Source organism: Burkholderia sp. Ac-20344, assembly GCF_017104975.1.
Classification (GTDB): domain Bacteria; phylum Pseudomonadota; class Gammaproteobacteria; order Burkholderiales; family Burkholderiaceae; genus Burkholderia.
In genome coordinates this window covers 18580-36243 of the sequence record NZ_JAAGPP010000096.1, presented here as the reverse complement: position 1 = coordinate 36243, position 17664 = coordinate 18580, and the positions used below count along the sequence as shown (strand labels likewise).

The window sequence follows — 17664 nt, the reverse complement described above, 5'->3', positions numbered from 1 at the left end:
CGCCGCTCGCGAGCGGCGCCACGGGCGGCGCCGGCGCCTGCTCGGGCGCACTCGCCGACGGGCCGCCGAGCGGCATCGTGATGCGCTGGCCGTTGCGCTCGAACACGACTTCGTCCGGGCCGATCGACACGACCGTCGCGCCCTCCTTCAGCCGCGCGCCTTCGAAATAGCGGCTGCCGTCGGCCGTCTCGATGTAACGCTGGTCGCCATCCCCGGCGAACACGGTCGTGATCTCCGGAATCCCGGCCATCCCGCCGAGCGTCGTCGCGGTGCGCGGCGCGGCCGAATCGGCGTCGCGCACGTGATCGACCACTTCGAGCGCCGGACGCGCATCCTTCATGTAGTTGCGGATACGCGGCTCGATCTGCGCGCGTGCGGCCGCACCGGTCACCTCGATCCGGCCGCGGCCGAGATACGCGACCGTCAGCGCCGTGTCGCTGAAATAGGTCTGCGCGGTCGCGACCAGGTCGCTGACCACGTAAATGTTGCCGAGCGCCGCGTTGTCGACGCCCGCGACGATCTGCGCAACCCGTTCGCGCGCCGCCGGATCGCTCACGTAGCCCGACACGATCACGCCGTCGTCGCGCGGCGCGACGGCCAGCTCCGGATACGCGTGCAGCAGTTGCTGCAGCCGGTGCGTGCGCGCGAGCACCGATTCGTGCTGCCACGGCAGGCGCCCCGACCATGTGACGAAGCCGTAGCCGAGCGCGCCCAGCAGCACGCCGAGCCATAGCGCGACCAGCGCGATCACGAGCCGCCGGCTGCCGAGGCGGCGCAGCCCGCCCGCGAGCCAGCCGAGCCATGCGGCCTCGCGCGCGGTATCCGGCGTGCCGGCATCATCCGGCAGCGCGACGCTCGCCTGCGCGTGCCGCGCGATGCCGAGCCGGATCGAGCCGACCGTCACGACGTCGTTCGGCGTCAGCGAGCGGCGGCCGGCGCCGAGCGGCTCGTCGTTGAACAGCACCGGCGCGCCGGCGTCGCCGCCGTGGTTCTGCACGGTCACCGCGAGCGCACCGACCTGCAGGCACACCTGTTTCGCGCCGATCTCGCGATCGGGCAGGATCACTTCGCAGTCGGCCGCGGTGCCGACCCAGTTCGCGCCGCGCGCGAGCGACATCGTGCGGCCGTACATCGGCCCGCTCAGGAAGCACAGGTTCCACGGCGACGCGAGCGCGGCCGCGCCGCTTCCCGCGCCGCCAGGCAATGCGCCGTCGCCGTGAGGATCAATGATGGTCGTCGACATGCGTGGTGGCTCCTGCGGTCGTCGCCGCCGGCTGCGACGCCGCATCGTTCGGCGGCGGCAGCGCGGGCGGCCCGAACTTCGTGCCGGGCAGCGGCTTCGGCGTCAGCGGCACCGCGACGTCGTTGTCCGGCGGGCGGTACATCGACATCCCTTCCGGATTGGCTGGCCCGTCGGTGCCCGGGTTCACCGGCGAGCCGTCGGGCGCATACATCGACGCGGTCGTCACCACGCGCGGCGTCAGCAGGTAGAACCGCTCCATGTGGTTGCCCGACTTGTCGGTGTACTTGAACAGGTTGCCGATCAGCGGAATGTCCGACAGCCAGGGCACGCCGCTCTTGTTCAGCCGCACTTCGTCGTCGTTGAAGCCCGCGATCAGCAGGCTCTTGCCTTCGTCGATCATCGTCTTGGTGACGATGTTGCGCTGCTGGATCACCGGCACGTTCGACACGGCCTGACCCGGCACGATGTTGCCGTCCTGGATGTCGATCGACATCATCACGCTCTGCGGGTTGCCCGACACCGCGGCCGCGTTGCGGATCGCCTCGTCGACGATCATCGGCGTCACCTTGATGCTCGTGCCGGTCGTCACGCTGTACAGCGACGAATCCTGGTAGCCCTGCACCTGCACGTAGAACTGGGTGAGGTTCTCGAGGATCGCCTCGGTGTTGTCGAGCGCGAGCACCTTCGGCTTCGATCGCAGCTGCGCCTGCCCCTTCTGCGCGAGCGCGTTCACGCGCGTGAGCAGGTAGTTGCGCAGCGACCCGCCGATCGACGCGGTCAGCGCGATGCCGGTCGGCATGAAGGTGCCCGTCTGTCCGGTTTCCGACGCGCCGATCCCGAACGTCAGCGGCGGATTGCCCGCGCCGTTGTACTGCGTGTTGCCGTTCAGCGGGTTCTGGCCATTGCCGATCTGCACGTCGCCGTGCGTCGTGTGCAGGCGCCAGTCGATCCCGAGGCTGTCGAGCGAATCCTCGTTGATGTCGATGATCGTCACGTTGATCTCGACGATGCGCGGCCGCTCGTCGAGCTGGTTGATCAGCGACTGGTAGCGGTACATGTTCTCCGGCAGGTCGCGCACGATCACCGCGTTGATCGCCGGGTCGGCGACGATCTGCGGCAGCGTGTCGCCGCCGCCGGCACTCGTGAACGGCGAGAGTCCGCCGCCGTCGCTGCCGTCGCCGGAATAGCCGCCCGCACGCTGGCCGCCGCCGATATCGGGGAAATCGAGACGCGGCACCGCGATCGTCAGCCCCGAGCCGAGCTTCACCTGGCGCGCAGCCTGCCCGAGCGGCGTGCTCGACGGCGCCGCGCTCGTGCCGCCGCCCTTGCCGAACAGCCGGCGCAGGATCGTCGCCACGCCGGGCACCGTCACTTCCTTGCCCGAGCGGTTGATCGTGAAATCCGACGCCCAGCCGTACTTGAGCCGGAACGCGCGGATGTCCGCGTGCGCGCCGTTCGCCGACGGATCGCCGACCGAGCCCACCGCCTGCCGCACGAGCTCGACGTAGCGGCGCGGGCCGGCCACGTACACGCTGTTCGCGCGATCGTTGATCACCAGCGTGTAGCGCTTGTCGGGAATCTGCATCGCCTGCAGCGCGCGGCCGATTTCGCCGGCCGCATTCGGCGGGATCGGGATCATCTGCGTCTGCGATTGATCGGCCGGATCGACGTACAGGAACGAGCCGTCGTAGTACCACGTGAGCCCGTAGGTCGAGCAGATCGTATCGAGCGTCTGCTGCGGCGTGCCGGAGAAGCGGCCGCTGATCACGCCGTCGACCTTCGGGTCGACCACCGCCGTCACGCCCTGCGACGACGCGAGCTCGCGGATGAAGTCGCCGATCTTCTTGCCGTTCGCGACGATCGTGAACGGCTTGTTGCGCCAGCGCAGGTCCGCGGCGCGCGCAGGCTGCGCGGGCGCCATGCACAGCGATGCCGCGAGCAGCGCGGTCGCGCACACGGCAAGCGCGGCCCGTTGCAGGCTGCGCGGTTGAAACCGGATCGAGGCGACGCGTCGACGCATCAAAGGACTCCTGTGGAAGAAACGAACATGCGTTCCAGCGCCTGCTGCGCGAAGCGCAGCACTTCGCCGCCGAGCCAGCCCGACAGCAGCACGAGTGCGACCATCACGGCGATCAGCCGCACCGCGATGCCGATATTGGCGTCCTGCACCTGCGTGACGGCCTGCAGGATCGCGACGACGAGGCCGGTGACGGTGGCGATCAGCACGATCGGCAGCGACAGCAGCAGCACGAGCATCAGCGCCTGGCGCGTCAGGTCGAGGATCGTCGAGCTCGTCATTGCACGGCTCCCGGCACGCGCACGTCGGCGCCCGCGCCGACCGTCCCGTCGTCCGGCGGGTTCTTGACCCAGCCCACCGTGTGCAGCTGCACGTCCTCCTCGACCTCCTGGTACGACAGCACCGCGAGTTCAGGCAGCACCGGCTGCAGGATCGTCTTCACGTAGCGGCGCGCGCCGAGCGCGACCATCACCGCGAGCCGTGCGGCGCCCTGCGCAGTGCCGTGGCCGCCGGGGCCGGCCGCCTGCGCGGCCTGCACGATCGCGCGCACCTGCTCGCCGATGTCCTGCTTGACCGCGCTCGACAGCGCGAGGAAATTGCCCTGCTTCGTGCGCATCACGGCACGCTCGATCCGCTCCTGCAGGTTCTGCTCGAACAGCACCACCCGCAGCTGGCGCGTCGTGCCCGCGTGGCGGTCGGTGATCATCCGGCGCAGGTCGACGCGCACGAGCTCGACCAGCGCGATCACGTCGTCGGGTTCGTTCGGCGCCCAGGTGATCAGGCTCTCGAAGATCACGCGCAAATTGCGGATCGGCACCTGTTCCGCCAGCAGCCGGCGCAACACCTCGGTCACGCGCTGCAGCGGCACGAGCCGCGTCAGTTCGCCGACGAGCTCCGGGTGGTCGCGGCGCACCAGATGCACGAGCGCCTGCGTCTCCTGGATGCCGAGCAGTTCGTCCGCATGCTGGCGCACGATCTGCTCGACGTGCGCGGCGAGCGCGCTTTCGCTCGACAGCCACCTGCCGTCGGGCGCGGCACCGTCGGGCTTGATCCACAGCGCGGTCGCGAACGGGCCGAACGCTTCGGCCGGCTGGCGCTCCGCGCGCTCGGGCAGCGGTGCCACGCCATCCCACAGCAGCCAGCCCGGCTTCAGCGCGCCTTGCGCGGCGAGCACGTCCTGCAGGTAGATCCGGTACGTCCCGGCCGGCGCACCTTCGTCGTCGTTCAGCGTGATGCGCGGGAACACCGTGCCGATGTCCGCGTCGACGCGCGCCTTCGCGCTCGACAGTGCAGCCTGCAGGTGGGCCAGGTTCAGGTTCGTGCGCAGGTCGTCGGACAGCGACACCGCGATCAGCGACGTGACGCCGGCCGCATGCGACACCTTCGCGGGCTGGCCGTCGTCGGCTGCGCCGACGCGCCCCGCGACATGAATCAGGTTGAAGCTGGGCGCGGCCGTCTTGCGCCTGAGCTGCGAGAACGCGAATGCGCCAAGGCCGAGCGCGATCAGCGCGAACGACCATTTCGGAAAGCCGGGCACGACGAGGAAACCGCTCAGCACGATCGCTGCGATCAGCAATGCGCGCGGATGCGCGCCCAGTTGCTCGCCGAGCTGTTCGCCGAGCTGGCGCTGCCGCGCATCGCGCGTCGCGACACGCGTCGTCACGATGCCCGCCGCGATCGACACGAGCAGCGACGGGATCTGCGACGCCATCCCGTCGCCGACCGTCAGGATCGCATAACGTTGCAGTGCTTCGCCGATATCCATCCCGTGCATCAGCGTGCCGACCGCGATCCCCGCGACGATGTTGATGAAGGCGATCACGAGGCCTGCGATTGCGTCGCCCTTCACGAACTTCATCGCGCCGTCCATCGCGCCGTGCATCTGCGATTCCTGCTCGAGCTTCTCGCGGCGTTCGCGCGCTTCGTCGGCGCTGATGATGCCCGCGCGCAAGTCCGCGTCGATGCTCATCTGCTTGCCCGGCATCGCATCGAGCGAGAAGCGCGCGCCGACCTCGGCCACCCGCTCCGAGCCCTTCGCGATCACGATGAATTGCACGACGGCGATCACGAGGAACACCACCCCGCCCACCACGACGTTGTTGCCGACCACGAGCCGCCCGAACGCGTCGATCACGTGGCCCGCGTTCGCGTGCAGCAGGATCAGCTTGCACGACGCGATGTTCAGCGCGAGCCGGAACAGCGTCGTGAACAGCAGCAGCGCGGGAAACGACGAGAAGCTGACCGCCGACGGCACGTAGGTCGACACTGTCAGCAGCACGACGCTCGCGGCGAGATTCAGCGAGATCATCCCGTCGAGCGCGGCCTGCGGCAGCGGCAGGATGAACAGCGCGACGACCGCGACGATGAAGGTCGCGAGGAACAGGTCGGCGCGCGGCGATGCGCCCCCGAGACGCCGTCCGGACACGCCGCGGCCGGCGGAAAACAACCGCTGCCAGTCGCGGGGGAGCGCCTTCGGTTCTGCCATCGTGCCGTTGTCCTGTCGTTATCGCCGGCTGGCACGGGCAACCCTGCCCCATGTCGCACGGACCGTTGAATGGGACGAGTGTAGCGACGGGAATCGATGGAAAAAGGGAGGCGCCTCGTAGCGCGAAAGCGCGTTTCCGGGCGACGATCGAATCGGACTACGAAACCCGGCGGCGCGTTCTGGCACGCGCCGCCGGAACCGCTTCCATCGCGCGCCGGGCCGCCGGCGCGCGCGTCAGGCGGACGTCAGGTCGGACGGCATCCGCCGTGCGGCGAGGTACGCGAGCTGCGCGCGGTTCTGCACGTTGAAGAGTTTTTCGAGCGAACGGATGTGGTGGCCGACCTTGTGCAGCGACGTGCGCAGCGCGCTCGCGATCTCCTGGTCGGACAGCCCGTGCACGAGCCGGTCGAGCACCTGCTGCTGCTCGTCGCCGAGCGCGAAGCCGCGGATGCGCGCGATGCGCGCCTCGAGGAACGGCAGTGCGACGCGATGCACGGCGAGGCTGACCGACAGCGCGCCGCCGATCACGCGATCGTCGATCCAGTCGGTGCCGTGCGTCTCCGACGTCACGTTCACCGCGACACGCAGGTCGAGGCGCGGCGCCGACAGGCCGAAGATCACGCCGCTGTTCATCGCATGCGCACGCAGATGGCCGGCGAGCGCCAGCACTTTGCGGTCGCCGCTGCCCTGCGCGGCCGCCTCGATCTCGTCGAGCCGCCACGCGACCGGAAAGCCGCTCTGCCGCACCTGCGCGAATCGCGGGTCGCTCTCGTAGAGCATGCCTTCGATGAACGGCTGCATGAACGTGGCCGGCGCGAGGTCGCGCAGCAGGTGGGCGCACAGAATGCGCCGCCCGATCATTTCATACGCGCCGTAACCGAGCGTGCTGAATCCGATTTGCCGCAATCGCGCATGACATTGCGCGAAATCGATCGGCGCGAGGTCGGATTTACCGGGCGTAATTTGAATTCCGGTAAAAACGTCGCGCTCGATTGCCTGATATTCGCTCGAATAAGCGGCAGCAGCCGTTATATCGCCTTGTGAGAACCATTCGACGCGTGGTGCGCCGTCAGCATGTGTCATGAGGAGCCCGCCCTTTCCCAATATGTGAACTGCGCCCCGTCACGATCCGGTCTTTTCTTTATGATTTTCTGGTCGTCGTTATATGCGTGCGAATATGAACCTTTCGCCGCCATTGGTATTACGGCATATTACGCGCACACTGGCATTTTTTGTACAATGCCCCCGCGTTTCGTCAGGGATGACGATCGGCGCATATCAAAACGATGCTCGATCGCACCGCCGCGATTGCCGTACACGATACGGCCGCCGCCAGGCGATGCGCGTCGATTCCGAGGGATGGCTCATGTCCGATATTGCATTGCATGAAGAAGCGGTCGCCCCAACCATTTCCCGCCCGCCGCGCGGGCTGAACGCCTGCGCGGATGCGCTGCGGGAGCGTGCCGTGCAGGTCGTCTGGTGCGACGACGTGAAGCGCGGCGATGTCGCGCAGCCGCACGCGCCGAAGCTCGGCGTCGCCGATACGCTCGCGCATGCGCAGAGCACGGCCGAGCGCAACCGGATCGTCACGAGCCTGCTGCATCTGACGGGCTTCTCGACGTTCGCGTACTTCGCGCTCGAATTCTCGCGCGAGCGGGTCGAAAGCCTGTATCTGCACGAAGCATTCACGCCGGCCACCTATCGCGGCGACTACGTGCGGCACAACCATCACGACATCGATCCGCGCACGCTCGGTGCACGCGTATGCAACATGCCGATCGTATGGGACCTGCAGCAGTTGCGCCGCGAACACCGCGAACGCGACGACGGCCCGCACGTCACGCCGGCCGCACTCGACGGCTTCCTGCAGACGATGCAGGACGACGGGATGTGCAGCGGCATCATGTATTCGATGGCCGTGCCCGGCACGCGGCTGCATGCGTTCATGAGCTTCACCGCACCGCGCCGCACGCGCGAATGGATCACGCCGTCGACGATCGAGCAGGCGCTGTCGATCGGGCTGTCGGTGCACAAGTTCGCATCGCCGCAGCTGATCTCGACGTCGCGCGAACGCGCGGTGAACGGGCTCACGCCGTTCGAGCAGGAACTGCTGCTCGGCATCGCCGAAGGCGCGTCCGACAAGGAGATCGGCCGGCGCCTCGACACCAGCGCGCACAACGTCGACTATCACCTGCGCAAGCTGCGCAAGCGCTTCGGCGTTGCGAACCGGATCCAGCTCACGTACCTGACGTCGAAGCTCGAGCTGATCTGACGGCCGCGCGGCACGTGCGGCGTGCCACAAGCGGACGCGTAAACGCCCATGCCGGCCTCGCGGGCCGGCATGGGCGGATTGCGGCGCGGCGCCCGGTCCGGCGCCGCTTCCTGTCAGGTGTGCTGCGTTACTTCAGCAGCGTCATCTGCACCACCTTGACGATCACGAGACCCACCGCGATCACGAGATAGCCGCGCAGCACGGCCATCCAGATCCGCGTCGCGAGCGTCATGTTCTGCGGCTCGAGCGTGTCGAGCGCCGGCATGCGCCACGTGTCGCGCAACGAGCGATCGATGGCCGGCTCGACCACGCGCTTGTTGCGGCGGACCAATACCGTCGCGATATAGCCCGAAATTGCGAGCACGGTGCCGCCGACCAGCACGTCGACGATCGCGTCGCCGCTGATATCCGGATACATCACCGACGCCGTGAGGATGATCGACAGCAGCACGAGCACCCAGATCACCGCGCCGGTGAACACGTTGAGCTTCGTCGAGTTGACCCACGGGCCGAGCACCTGGCGGTCATTGCACAGCACCAGCAGGAACACCGTCGCGCTCGGCAGCAGCACGCCCGCGAGCGTCTGCACGGCTTCGGTCAGCAGGCCGAGCGGGCTGCCCGGAATCAGCACGAGCGTGGCCGCGGCCGCGACGATGCCGAAATACACGAGATAGAAACCCTTCGCATCGGACACGCCGCGGTGCAGCGAGTGGCGGATCTTGAACACGTCGCCGATCGCATAGGCCGTCGACAGCGACACGGCCGCCGCGCCGATGATGCACGCGTCGAGCAGCGCCACCGCGAACAGCGTCGCACTCGTGCGGCCGGCATACTTCTCGAGGCCAGCAATGATGCCGCCCGCGTCGTTGAAGTTGCCGGCTTCCGGATGCCCGTGGAACAGCGCGGCGCTGAAACCGATCATGGCGACCGCACCGATCAGCACGAACACGATGCCGATCCACAGGTCGGCCTTCTCGTACTTCATGAAGCGCGGCGTGATGCGCTTGTCGATCACGTAGCTCTGCTGGAAGAACAGCTGCCATGGCGCGACGGTCGTGCCGACGATGCCGATCACGAGCAGCATCACGTCCGACAGCTTCGCGTGCGCGGGCCAGTTCGGCACGAAGAAATCGTGCGACATCTGTGCGACGGGCGGATGGATCGACACGAGCACCGGCACGAGCAGCAGGCTCAGCACGCACAGCCCGATCGCGAACCGCTCGAAGCGCCGGAAATCGCCGGTACTCACCGCGGCCATGGTCAGCGCCGCGGCCACGCACACGCCGGCGACCTTCGGCAGCCCGAAGAAATCCAGCACGAACGTGATGCCGATGAACTCGGTGACGATGGTGAGCGCATTGAGCAGGAACAGGTCGATCACGCTGAACGCGCCCCAGAACTTGCCGAAGCGCTCGAAGATCAGGCGCGCATGGCCGACGCCCGTGACCGCGCCGAGGCGCAGCACCATTTCCTGGTTCACGTACAGCACCGGCACGAGCAGCAGCAGTGTCCACAGCAGCGTCGTGCCGTAGTTCTGCCCGGCCTGCGTGTAGGTGCCGAATGCGCCGGCGTCGTTGTCGCCGACCATCACGATGAGGCCCGGGCCGATGATCGCGAGCAGCGTGCGCAGGCGCGCCCACCACGTGCCGCGTGTGCCGGTGTCGTGATGCGCGATCGTCCCGAGCGCGCCGCGGATGTCGCCCAGATGGGCTTCGTCGAGCACGGCGCCGCGTTCGACGGCGATCGGTGGAGAAACGTTGGATGGCGTGGACATGATATGTTCCGTACGGCTAATGGTTATTCGATTCGATGAGCGTGTGACCTTGGCATGCGCACGCGGCGCCTGCCCGCGGGCAGCTGCGTGTGCGCATGCCGAGACGCGCTCGGTGCGTCTTTCAGCGGATCAACGATTTCAGCTGGTTCAACAGGCGGGAGAACACCCGCGGACGGGCGTCGAGCGTCAGCATCGCGTCGTAGTGGTTGCGCGATTCCGTGACGTGCGGGAGATTCGACAGCAGAAGGCCGAAGTTCATGGTCTGGCTCCGTGCGGCGACGGCAGGCGTGCCGGCCGCGTATTGGGTGCGGGGCCAGTCCGGGCCTGAACGACGTGTCAGGCTAGTCGGCCGGATGGTCCCTGCGACCCGGGTTCAAAAGGGTCTGTGCGTGCAATGGGCATAAGGGACAACTGTCACTGTCGTTCATGGCGGCTCCTGTGCGGTGTTCCGGAGAACACGGTTGACCGCCGTCAGGCATGCGGGCCGGCATTCGCGCGCCCGGGAAAGGCATGCGCGAACGCGGCCGCCTGCCAGGCGGCGGTGAAACCGGACGGCGCATGCGAAAACGCATCACGCTAACCGGCGCGAATCAGGGTGCACGTAGGGATTTGCTGCGGAATGCTGCTGCGCGCACCGTTTGCCCGGGGGACAAACGGCGGCTTCTGGGAGGCGCGGACGTCGGTCGCTCAGGCGGAAATTTCGTTCGAAGATCGACTACTGCAGGCGTCCAAGGCGGCGGCCCCAAGAGTGAAGATGGCGGATTCTATGGACGGCCCGAAAGTGAAGTCAACCCCTCCCAACCCCATTTCCCGAAATAAATTTCCTGCGTCGCGGCACTGAAAGATTTGCCCTTGAAACCACGCACCGGAACCTTTCAGCGCGTCACGGCACGGTCACGGTCCGATGTGTGTGAACAACGGCGGAGCACCCCGCCGCCGCCTCGTCGTTCCGGCTGCGTGCCGCTGCCGCGCCGCCGCGATCCATGGCGACGCGCACGCCGCACACGGCGCCTTTCATGCGTTTTTACTTGCGCTGCAGCAAACGACGCGCATACAATCCGCCGCAATTCATCACAGGAGTCCCTCTGTGGACACATGCTCTAGTTGCAGTTCGATGCCGGTCCAGGCCGGCCACGCCACCGCGAGATAGCAGCCAGACGCATGTCTTACGCCGCTCGCTCGCATTCGTCGGGTGAGCGCGCTTCCTCCCGCGCCGGCCATCGCCGGTTCGTCCGTTGCACGCTCCATTACGTTCCACCCTCCGATCGCAGGCCGCATCACGCGCCCGCGCTCGATCACGTCGTCCGGCCCGAGCCGGACCGGACGGAGGCAGCGTCATGTTTCTTCAATCGTTCGCGGTCAGACTCAAGCGCATCGTGCATCTCGCATGCGACCGCTCATGCGTTTCCGGCCTCTCGCCGCTCGCCGACGCGTTCAGCAACTGGCGCGGCACGGCGCTCGCCCACGTGCCGGCAGCGCCGCGCCCGCTCGACTGCCTGCTGTTCGCCGCGATGGCAGCCGCGGTCGCGCTCGTCGCGCTGCTGTGCTCGGCCGCATCGCGCCTCGGCTTCGCGCAGGTGTGGCGCATCGGCGGCTGGCTGCCGTAAATCCACTCGTCGCGCGGCGGACGACGCACGCCCCTCGCCTCGCTTCCCGCATCACGTTTTCGTTTCTTCAGCTTAACTAATCAAACTGCCAACGGAATTCACATGAAGAACTAACTCGAACCCGTCCCGCGCACGTTCCGCATCAATGCGCTCGCCACGCTGCTGCTGTCGCTCGCCGCCGCACCCGCGTTCGCGCAAGCGTCGTCGCCGGCCGCGGCCGAACCGGCGGCCGGCGCCAGCGACGCCGCGCCCGCACAACAGGCCGCCGATGTTGCCGCGCCCGCCCCCACCGGACTCTGGGAGCGCGCGAACCTGCTCGGCAACATGGGCGGCCTGCGCGACGTGCTCGACGAGCACGGCATCACGCTGAGCCTGCAGGAAACCGGCGAGTACCTGTACAACACGTCGGGCGGCACGAATCGCGGCGGCGCCTACCAGGGGCTCACGCAATTCGGCTTCAATGTCGACACGGGCAAGGCGGTCGGCCTGCCGGGCGGCACGTTCAACGTGTCGGCCCTGCAGATTCACGGCACCAACCTCACGCAGCGCTATCTGCAGACACTGCAGACCGCGACCGGCATCGAGGCGAATTCGACCACGCGCCTGTGGGAGCTCTGGTACCAGCAGTCGCTGCTCGACGGCAAGGTCGACGTGAAGGTCGGGCAGCAGAGCGTCGACCAGGAATTCATGGTGAGCCAGAACGCGGCGACGTTCATGAACGCCACGTTCGGCTGGCCCGTGCTGCCGTCGACCGACCTGCCGGCCGGCGGCCCCGCGTATCCGTTGTCGTCGCTCGGCGTGCGGCTGCGCGTGAAGCCGGCCGATGCGTGGACCGCGATGGTCGGCGTGTTCGACGGCAACCCCGCCGGCCGCAGCGACGGCGATGCGCAGGTGCTGAACGCGCACGGCACGAACTTCAACCTGCGCAGCGGCGCATTCGTGATCGGTGAACTGCAGTACGCGCTGAACGCGCCGCCCGCCGATCCGAAGGCGCCGCAGCCGGGCGGCCTGCCGGGCACGTACAAGCTCGGCTTCTGGTATCAGTCCCAGCATGCGAACGACCCGCGCTACGGCACCGACGGCCTGTCGCTCGCAAATCCGGCGAGCAACGGCATGGCGGCCACTCATCGCGGCAATTACGGGTTCTATGCGGTCGCGGACCAGATGGTGTGGCGGCCGTCGGCCGACAGCCCGCGCTCGGTCGGCGTGTTCGCACGCGTGATGGGTGCGCCAGGCGATCGCAATCTCGTCGATTTCGCCGCCAACGCAGGCGTGACGCTGAAGGCGCCGTTCAAGGGACGCGACAACGACGTCGCGGGCCTCGCGGTCGGCTACGCGAAGATCGGCTCGCATGCGCGCGGCCTCGACGGCGACACCGGCGTCTACACGACGCCCGGCTATCCGGTGCGCCGCGCGGAAACGGTCGTCGAAGCGACGTACCAGTACCAGGTCGCGCCGTGGTGGCAACTGCAGGCCGACCTGCAGCACTTCTTCCGTCCGGGCGGCGGCATCCCGAACCCGAACGCGGCCGGCGCGCGCATCGGCGACGAAACGGTGGTCGGCGTGCGCACGACGATCACGTTCTGAAGCACTCGAGCAAGCCGGATGCAGACACGGGCCGGACGGCCGCTCGCGCGACAGTCCGGCCCGTGCGTTCTCTTGCGGCGCAAGCGCGCGGCCCGCGCCGCGCGTCACTCGCCGTACAGCCCCAGCAGTTTCAGCGTGACACCGTTGGTCCAGCCGAACCCGTCCTGCAGCGGATATTCGCCGCCCCCGCCGCCGCCCGTGCCGGCGCCTTCGACCACGTACTTCTCGACGAGCTTGCCTTCGGTCGCATACACATGCTTCACGTCGGACAGGAAGCGCGTGCCGATGTCCTTCGCGAGCGCCGGTTCGCCATAGCGCCGCAGCCCGTCGATCGCGATCCACTGCAATGGCGCCCAGCCGTTCGGCGCATCCCACTGCTGCCCCGTGTTCTCGGTGGTCGTCGCGAGGCCGCCCGGCTGCAGCAGCGTCTTGCGCACCTCGCGCGCGGTCGCCTTCGCGCGCTCGGGCCAGGCCACGCCCGCGAACAACGGATACAGCGCGGCGGCCGTCACGGCGTCGCGCGGCTTGCGCAGTTGCCAGTCGTAGTCGCCGTAGTAGCCGCGGCGGTTCCACAGATAGCGGTTGATCGCGGCCGCCCGCCGCGCCGCGCGCGCTGAGAAATCGGTCACGCATGCAATGTCGCGCGTGACCGCGCAGCCCTTCACGATCGTCGTCTCGAGATGGAACATCAGGCTGTTCAGGTCGACCGGCACGATCGACGTCGTGCGGATCGTCGCGAGCGTCTTGCCGTCGCCGAACCAGCGCGAGCTGTAGTCCCAGCCGCTTTCGGCACCTGCGCGCAGGTCGCGGTAGACCTCGTTCGCCGGACGCCCCGGCGCCGACTTCGCGGTCGTCACGTCCTCGAGATACGACTCGTCGCGCGGCGTATCGCTTGCATCCCAGTAGCGGTTCAGCGCCGCGCCATCGGGCATCGCAACCACATTGCGCGCGGCCTGCCCGCGCGGCGTCGTGGTTTCGCCCTGCATCCAGTACGCATGCTCCTTGCGCAGTGCCGGCAGGTATTTCTGGTAGACCTTGTCGCCTTCGGCCTGCGCGGCAAGCGTGACCATGTAGGCGAAGAACGGCGGCTGCGAGCGGCTCACGTAGTACGTGCGGTTGCCGTTCGGGATGTGCCCGATCGTGTCGATCAGATGCGCGAAGTTGTCGAGCATGGTGTCGACGAGATCCTCGCGGCCCGACACCTGCAGCCCGAGCATCGTGAAATAGGTATCCCAGTAGTAGCCTTCGCGGAAGCGGCCGCCCGGCACGACGTACGGCTTCGGCAGCGGAATCAGCGAACTGTAGGGCGGCACCGTCGTGCTCGTGCTCGTGCGCGTGAGCTGCGGCCACAGCCAGTCGATGTGCTGGCGCAGCGTCTGGTTCGGCGGCGGCGTCACGCCGCCTTCCGGGGGCGGCGTGAAATGCTGGCCGACGAACGCCTTCAGCGAGAAGCCCGGCTGCGATTTCTGTTGCTGATACAACTGCACGATCTTCGCGGGATCGCTATCGGGCGTCGCGTCGACGAAGGTCTTCTGGTCGGGATAGATCTGCGCGGTCTGCACCGCGACGAACAGGTCGCCGTAGAGCTGGCTCGGCGGCGGCAGCAGCGTGCCCGACGCCGGGCCGGCAACCGCGGCCGTGGCCGGCGGTGCCGACTGACTGGCCGCCTGCGCGGCGGCCTGGTTCGTGTTGTCGGCCTGCGCGGCGCAGCCGGCAATGGCGAGATACGCGACCGCCAGTGCCGCGGCCCAGCGAAGACGCGGCACGGGTGGCGCGAGAGGCGGTGAGAGACAGAGCGAGAAGCGCGTTGAGAAGCGGGTCGAGAAACGCAATGCAATCGATGCGGCACGACGTGACGTCATGACGTGTCCCCTCCTTTCGATGGTGAGTGGATCAGCACGAGGTCTCGTTCGCGCGCACGCTCGTCTCGATGGCCCTCGATCGATGCGCGTCGTTTTGTGTTGCGAGTGGATCCGACTGTCGCACGAAACGTGCACATCAAGCAAGTTTCGAATCGCGTGATTCGCGCGACTCGCGCAGATAGCCGCGTACCGCCCGCCACGCACGCGCGTCGAGCGCATCCGCATCGGTCTCGCCGCGTGCGCCCGCCGCATCGACGATCCCTTTCACGATCGCGAGCAGATCGTGCGCGACGACGTCGGGCACGGCAACCCGCGGCGCGTCGCGCAGCGCGAGCGCATGCAGCAGCGTCGCGTGGATACTGTCCGCGACGCGTGCGGTGCGCGCACCGAGCGGCAGCCGCGCCTCCTCGAAATCGATCAGCCGCGCGAGCACGGGACGGCGCATCTGGTGCGCGACGGCCGCGCGCACCAGGGCGCGCAGTACGCCGTCGCATGACGACAGTACGCCAGCCCGGTCGACGTCGTCGAGCAGATGCGCACTCTCCCGCTCGACGAGCGCGGCCGTCAGCGCATCGCGATTCGGGAAGTACTGATAGAGCGAACCGATGCTCACGCCGGCCAGCGCCGCGACCGCGTTCGTCGTGTAACCGTCGAAGCCGTCGCGCTCCAGGATGCGAGCAGCGGCCTCGACGATCGCGTCGACGGTGGCCACCGAGCGGCGCTGACGCGGCGCCTTGCGGGGCGACAGCGGGATTCGTGGGGACGATTCGGACATGGTCGGAATGCGAGTTTCGAATATGAGCAAACGCTCATATTCTAGAAACGCCCTCCCGCTCTGTCAAAAAGGAATCGGCATGCCCCGGCAAACCGCGCCCCCGCTCACCGTGTTCATGCTCTTGAAGACACGCCTTGAATGGCTCGGCTTCCCCGCGCCCGAACGCTTACGGCTGCTGCGCAACCACATCGCGCCGATCCGCAAGACTCACGGCGAACGCGTGTCGCCGCGCCTCTACGACACCCGGTTCTACTCGGCACGCATGATCGACGTGTGGATCCGGGACGCGCAGGATCGCCACACATGCGAACTCGCGATCGACGCGCGTCGCGAGCGGCCGTTCCGGGATCGCGACGTCGGCATCGTCGCGATCCTGCCCGGCGTCGAGAACGCATCTGCGTCCAACGACGACGAAGTCGCGCTGTTTGCCGTCGAGGTCCATGCGGCACGCAGACGCCGTGCATGCGCCGCGTTTGCGCAGTCGTTCTTTCTGCACCGCCCGCCAACAAGGACGACTGTTGCAACATGCGGAACAACTGTTGTCGTACGTGACTCAACGGTCACATTGTGGGCATAATGGCGTCTTTACCGCGCGCCCAGCCCATGTCGCCCGTCTTTCTAGCACCGCTCATCGTTGCCTGTGCGTTGTTCATGGAAAGCGTCGACGCGAACATCATCGTCACCGCACTCCCCGCGATGGCGAGGGACTTCGGGCACAGCCCCGTCACGTTGAACATTGCGATCACCGCCTACGTGGTCGGGCTCGGTGTGTTCATTCCAATCTGCGGCTGGCTGGCCGACCGCTTCAGCGCACGCGCCGTGTTCCGCACCGCGATCGGCATCTTCGTCGTCGGGTCGCTGATGTGCGCAGCATCCAGTTCCCTCGGCGTGCTCACGTTCGCACGCTTCATCCAGGGCGTCGGCGGCGCGATGATGGTGCCCGTCGGCCGCATCATCATCTTCCGCGCAGTGCCGCGCTCGGATCTCGTCCGGGCGATGAACTACCTTGCGATTCCCGCGCTGTTCGGGCCCACGGTCGGGCCGCTCGTCGGCGGCTTCATCACGACCTACCTGCACTGGCGGATGATCTTCTTCATCAACGTGCCGATCGGCATCTACGGGATCTACCTCGCGAGCAAGCACATCGCGAATACGCGCGAACCCGATCCGGGCCCGCTCGACTGGTTCGGCTTCCTGCTGTCGGCCAGCGGCGCCGCGTTGCTGCTGATGGGTCTTACGCTGATCGACGGTTCGCTCACGTCGCGCTCGAATGCGCTCGTCATGTGCGTGGCCGGCACCGCCCTGCTCGCGCTCTACGTGCCGTACGCGCGCCGCAAGGAGCGCCCGGTGCTCGACCTCAGCTTCCTCAAGATCCCGACGTATCACGCGAGCGTCGTCGGCGGGTCGCTGTTCCGCATCGGCCTCGGCGCGGTGCCGTTCCTGCTGCCGCTCGCGCTGCAGGAAGGGCTCGGCATGAGCGCGTTCCACTCGGGGCTCATCACGTGCGCATCCGCGTTCGGCGGCGCGATGAGCCGCTCGACGGCCACCCACACGCTGCGCCGCTTCGGCTTCCGCACGGTGCTGATCTACAACGCGGCATTCGCAGGGCTCGCGATCGCCGCGTACGGCGTGTTCCATCCCGGCATGGCGACCTGGGCGATCTGGCTGATCGTGCTCGTCGGCGGCATCTTCCCCGCGCTGCAGTTCACGAGCCTGAACTCGATGATCTACGCGGACATCTCGCCGCGCGACGCGGGCCGCGCGACGAGCCTCGGCAGCGTCGTGCAGCAGATGTCGCTTGGTCTTGGCGTGACGGTGGCCGGCCTCGTGCTGCACATTTCGCACTGGCTGCAGGGTCATCAGAAGATGGTGTGGTCGGATTTCTGGCCCGCGTTCGTCGTGGTCGGGCTGTGCTCGTTCGCGTCGATTCCGATCACGCGGCGGCTGCCGCCCGGCGCCGGCGACGAAGTCGCGCGCGGCAAGCGGCAATAGCAATCAGGCAGACGAGCGGGAAATAGCGAAAGGGGCAGAACGGGCAGAGA

At 67.7% G+C, this 17664-nt stretch carries 14 protein-coding genes; 5 read left to right on the top strand and 9 right to left on the bottom strand.

The genetic code is table 11. From position 1 onward, the window contains the following. From sctD to G3N64_RS25835, 5 genes are all read right to left on the bottom strand, one after another. The coding region (gene sctD / locus G3N64_RS25855; protein ID WP_205786444.1) for a type III secretion system inner membrane ring subunit SctD at positions 1–1243 on the bottom strand (1243 nt) is incomplete at its 3' end. Further along, positions 1224–3263 carry a type III secretion system outer membrane ring subunit SctC gene (gene sctC, locus G3N64_RS25850; RefSeq protein ID WP_205786443.1) on the bottom strand — a complete coding sequence of 680 codons (2040 nt, stop codon included), beginning with the start codon at positions 3261–3263 and terminating at the stop codon, positions 1224–1226. The genes sctC and sctD, both read right to left, overlap by 20 nt. Beyond that, a complete protein-coding gene (gene sctS, locus G3N64_RS25845) occupies positions 3263–3541 on the bottom strand; it encodes a type III secretion system export apparatus subunit SctS (RefSeq protein ID WP_006480854.1) in 279 nt (92 codons plus the stop codon). The genes sctC and sctS overlap by 1 nt, the downstream gene beginning before the upstream one ends. Continuing rightward, the gene (sctV, locus tag G3N64_RS25840; RefSeq protein ID WP_205786442.1) at positions 3538–5745 is read right to left on the bottom strand and encodes a type III secretion system export apparatus subunit SctV; all 2208 of its coding nucleotides are present in this window, start codon (positions 5743–5745) and stop codon (positions 3538–3540) included. The genes sctS and sctV overlap by 4 nt, the downstream gene beginning before the upstream one ends. A 234-nt stretch (positions 5746–5979) precedes the next feature. Further along, complete coding sequence (locus tag G3N64_RS25835) at positions 5980–6828, bottom strand: autoinducer binding domain-containing protein (protein WP_205786441.1); 849 nt, start codon at positions 6826–6828, stop codon at positions 5980–5982. A 283-nt stretch (positions 6829–7111) separates the two neighbouring features. On the opposite strand from G3N64_RS25835, the gene G3N64_RS25830 reads away from it, so the two are divergent. Then, positions 7112–8017 (top strand): LuxR family transcriptional regulator, encoded by a 906-nt coding sequence (locus tag G3N64_RS25830; RefSeq protein ID WP_205786440.1) that lies wholly within the window; start codon positions 7112–7114, stop codon positions 8015–8017. A gap of 127 nt (positions 8018–8144) precedes the next feature. On the opposite strand, the gene G3N64_RS25825 is transcribed toward G3N64_RS25830, so the two are convergent. Together G3N64_RS25825 and G3N64_RS25820 are read right to left on the bottom strand one after the other, a co-directional pair. Next, positions 8145–9791, bottom strand: coding sequence for an Nramp family divalent metal transporter (locus G3N64_RS25825; protein ID WP_205786439.1), 1647 nt, complete (start codon positions 9789–9791; stop codon positions 8145–8147). A 121-nt stretch (positions 9792–9912) separates the two neighbouring features. Continuing rightward, positions 9913–10050, bottom strand: coding sequence for a hypothetical protein (locus G3N64_RS25820; protein WP_165765561.1), 138 nt, complete (start codon positions 10048–10050; stop codon positions 9913–9915). 1078 nt (positions 10051–11128) lie between these two features. Here G3N64_RS25820 and G3N64_RS25815 point away from each other — a divergent pair. After that, positions 11129–11398 carry a hypothetical protein gene (locus G3N64_RS25815; RefSeq protein ID WP_205786438.1) on the top strand — a complete coding sequence of 90 codons (270 nt, stop codon included), beginning with the start codon at positions 11129–11131 and terminating at the stop codon, positions 11396–11398. Between the two features lie 141 nt (positions 11399–11539). After that, a complete protein-coding gene (locus G3N64_RS25810; RefSeq protein WP_205786445.1) occupies positions 11540–12985 on the top strand; it encodes a carbohydrate porin in 1446 nt (481 codons plus the stop codon). Positions 12986–13089: 104 nt separating this feature from the next. Here G3N64_RS25810 and treA read toward each other — a convergent pair whose 3' ends face one another. Together treA and G3N64_RS25800 are read right to left on the bottom strand one after the other, a co-directional pair. Then, positions 13090–14847 carry an alpha,alpha-trehalase TreA gene (treA, locus tag G3N64_RS25805; RefSeq protein WP_205786437.1) on the bottom strand — a complete coding sequence of 586 codons (1758 nt, stop codon included), beginning with the start codon at positions 14845–14847 and terminating at the stop codon, positions 13090–13092. 136 nt (positions 14848–14983) lie between these two features. Next, on the bottom strand, positions 14984–15622 hold the full coding sequence (locus tag G3N64_RS25800; protein WP_205786436.1) for a TetR/AcrR family transcriptional regulator: 639 nt from the start codon (positions 15620–15622) through the stop codon (positions 14984–14986). Between the two features lie 22 nt (positions 15623–15644). Between G3N64_RS25800 and G3N64_RS25795 the strand changes: the two genes are divergently transcribed. Both G3N64_RS25795 and G3N64_RS25790 read left to right on the top strand, forming a co-directional pair. Further along, the gene (locus tag G3N64_RS25795) at positions 15645–16199 is read left to right on the top strand and encodes a darcynin family protein (RefSeq protein WP_205786435.1); all 555 of its coding nucleotides are present in this window, start codon (positions 15645–15647) and stop codon (positions 16197–16199) included. Positions 16200–16225: 26 nt separating this feature from the next. Next, positions 16226–17614 (top strand): MFS transporter, encoded by a 1389-nt coding sequence (locus G3N64_RS25790; protein ID WP_205786434.1) that lies wholly within the window; start codon positions 16226–16228, stop codon positions 17612–17614. The last annotated feature ends 50 nt before the right edge of the window (positions 17615–17664 follow it).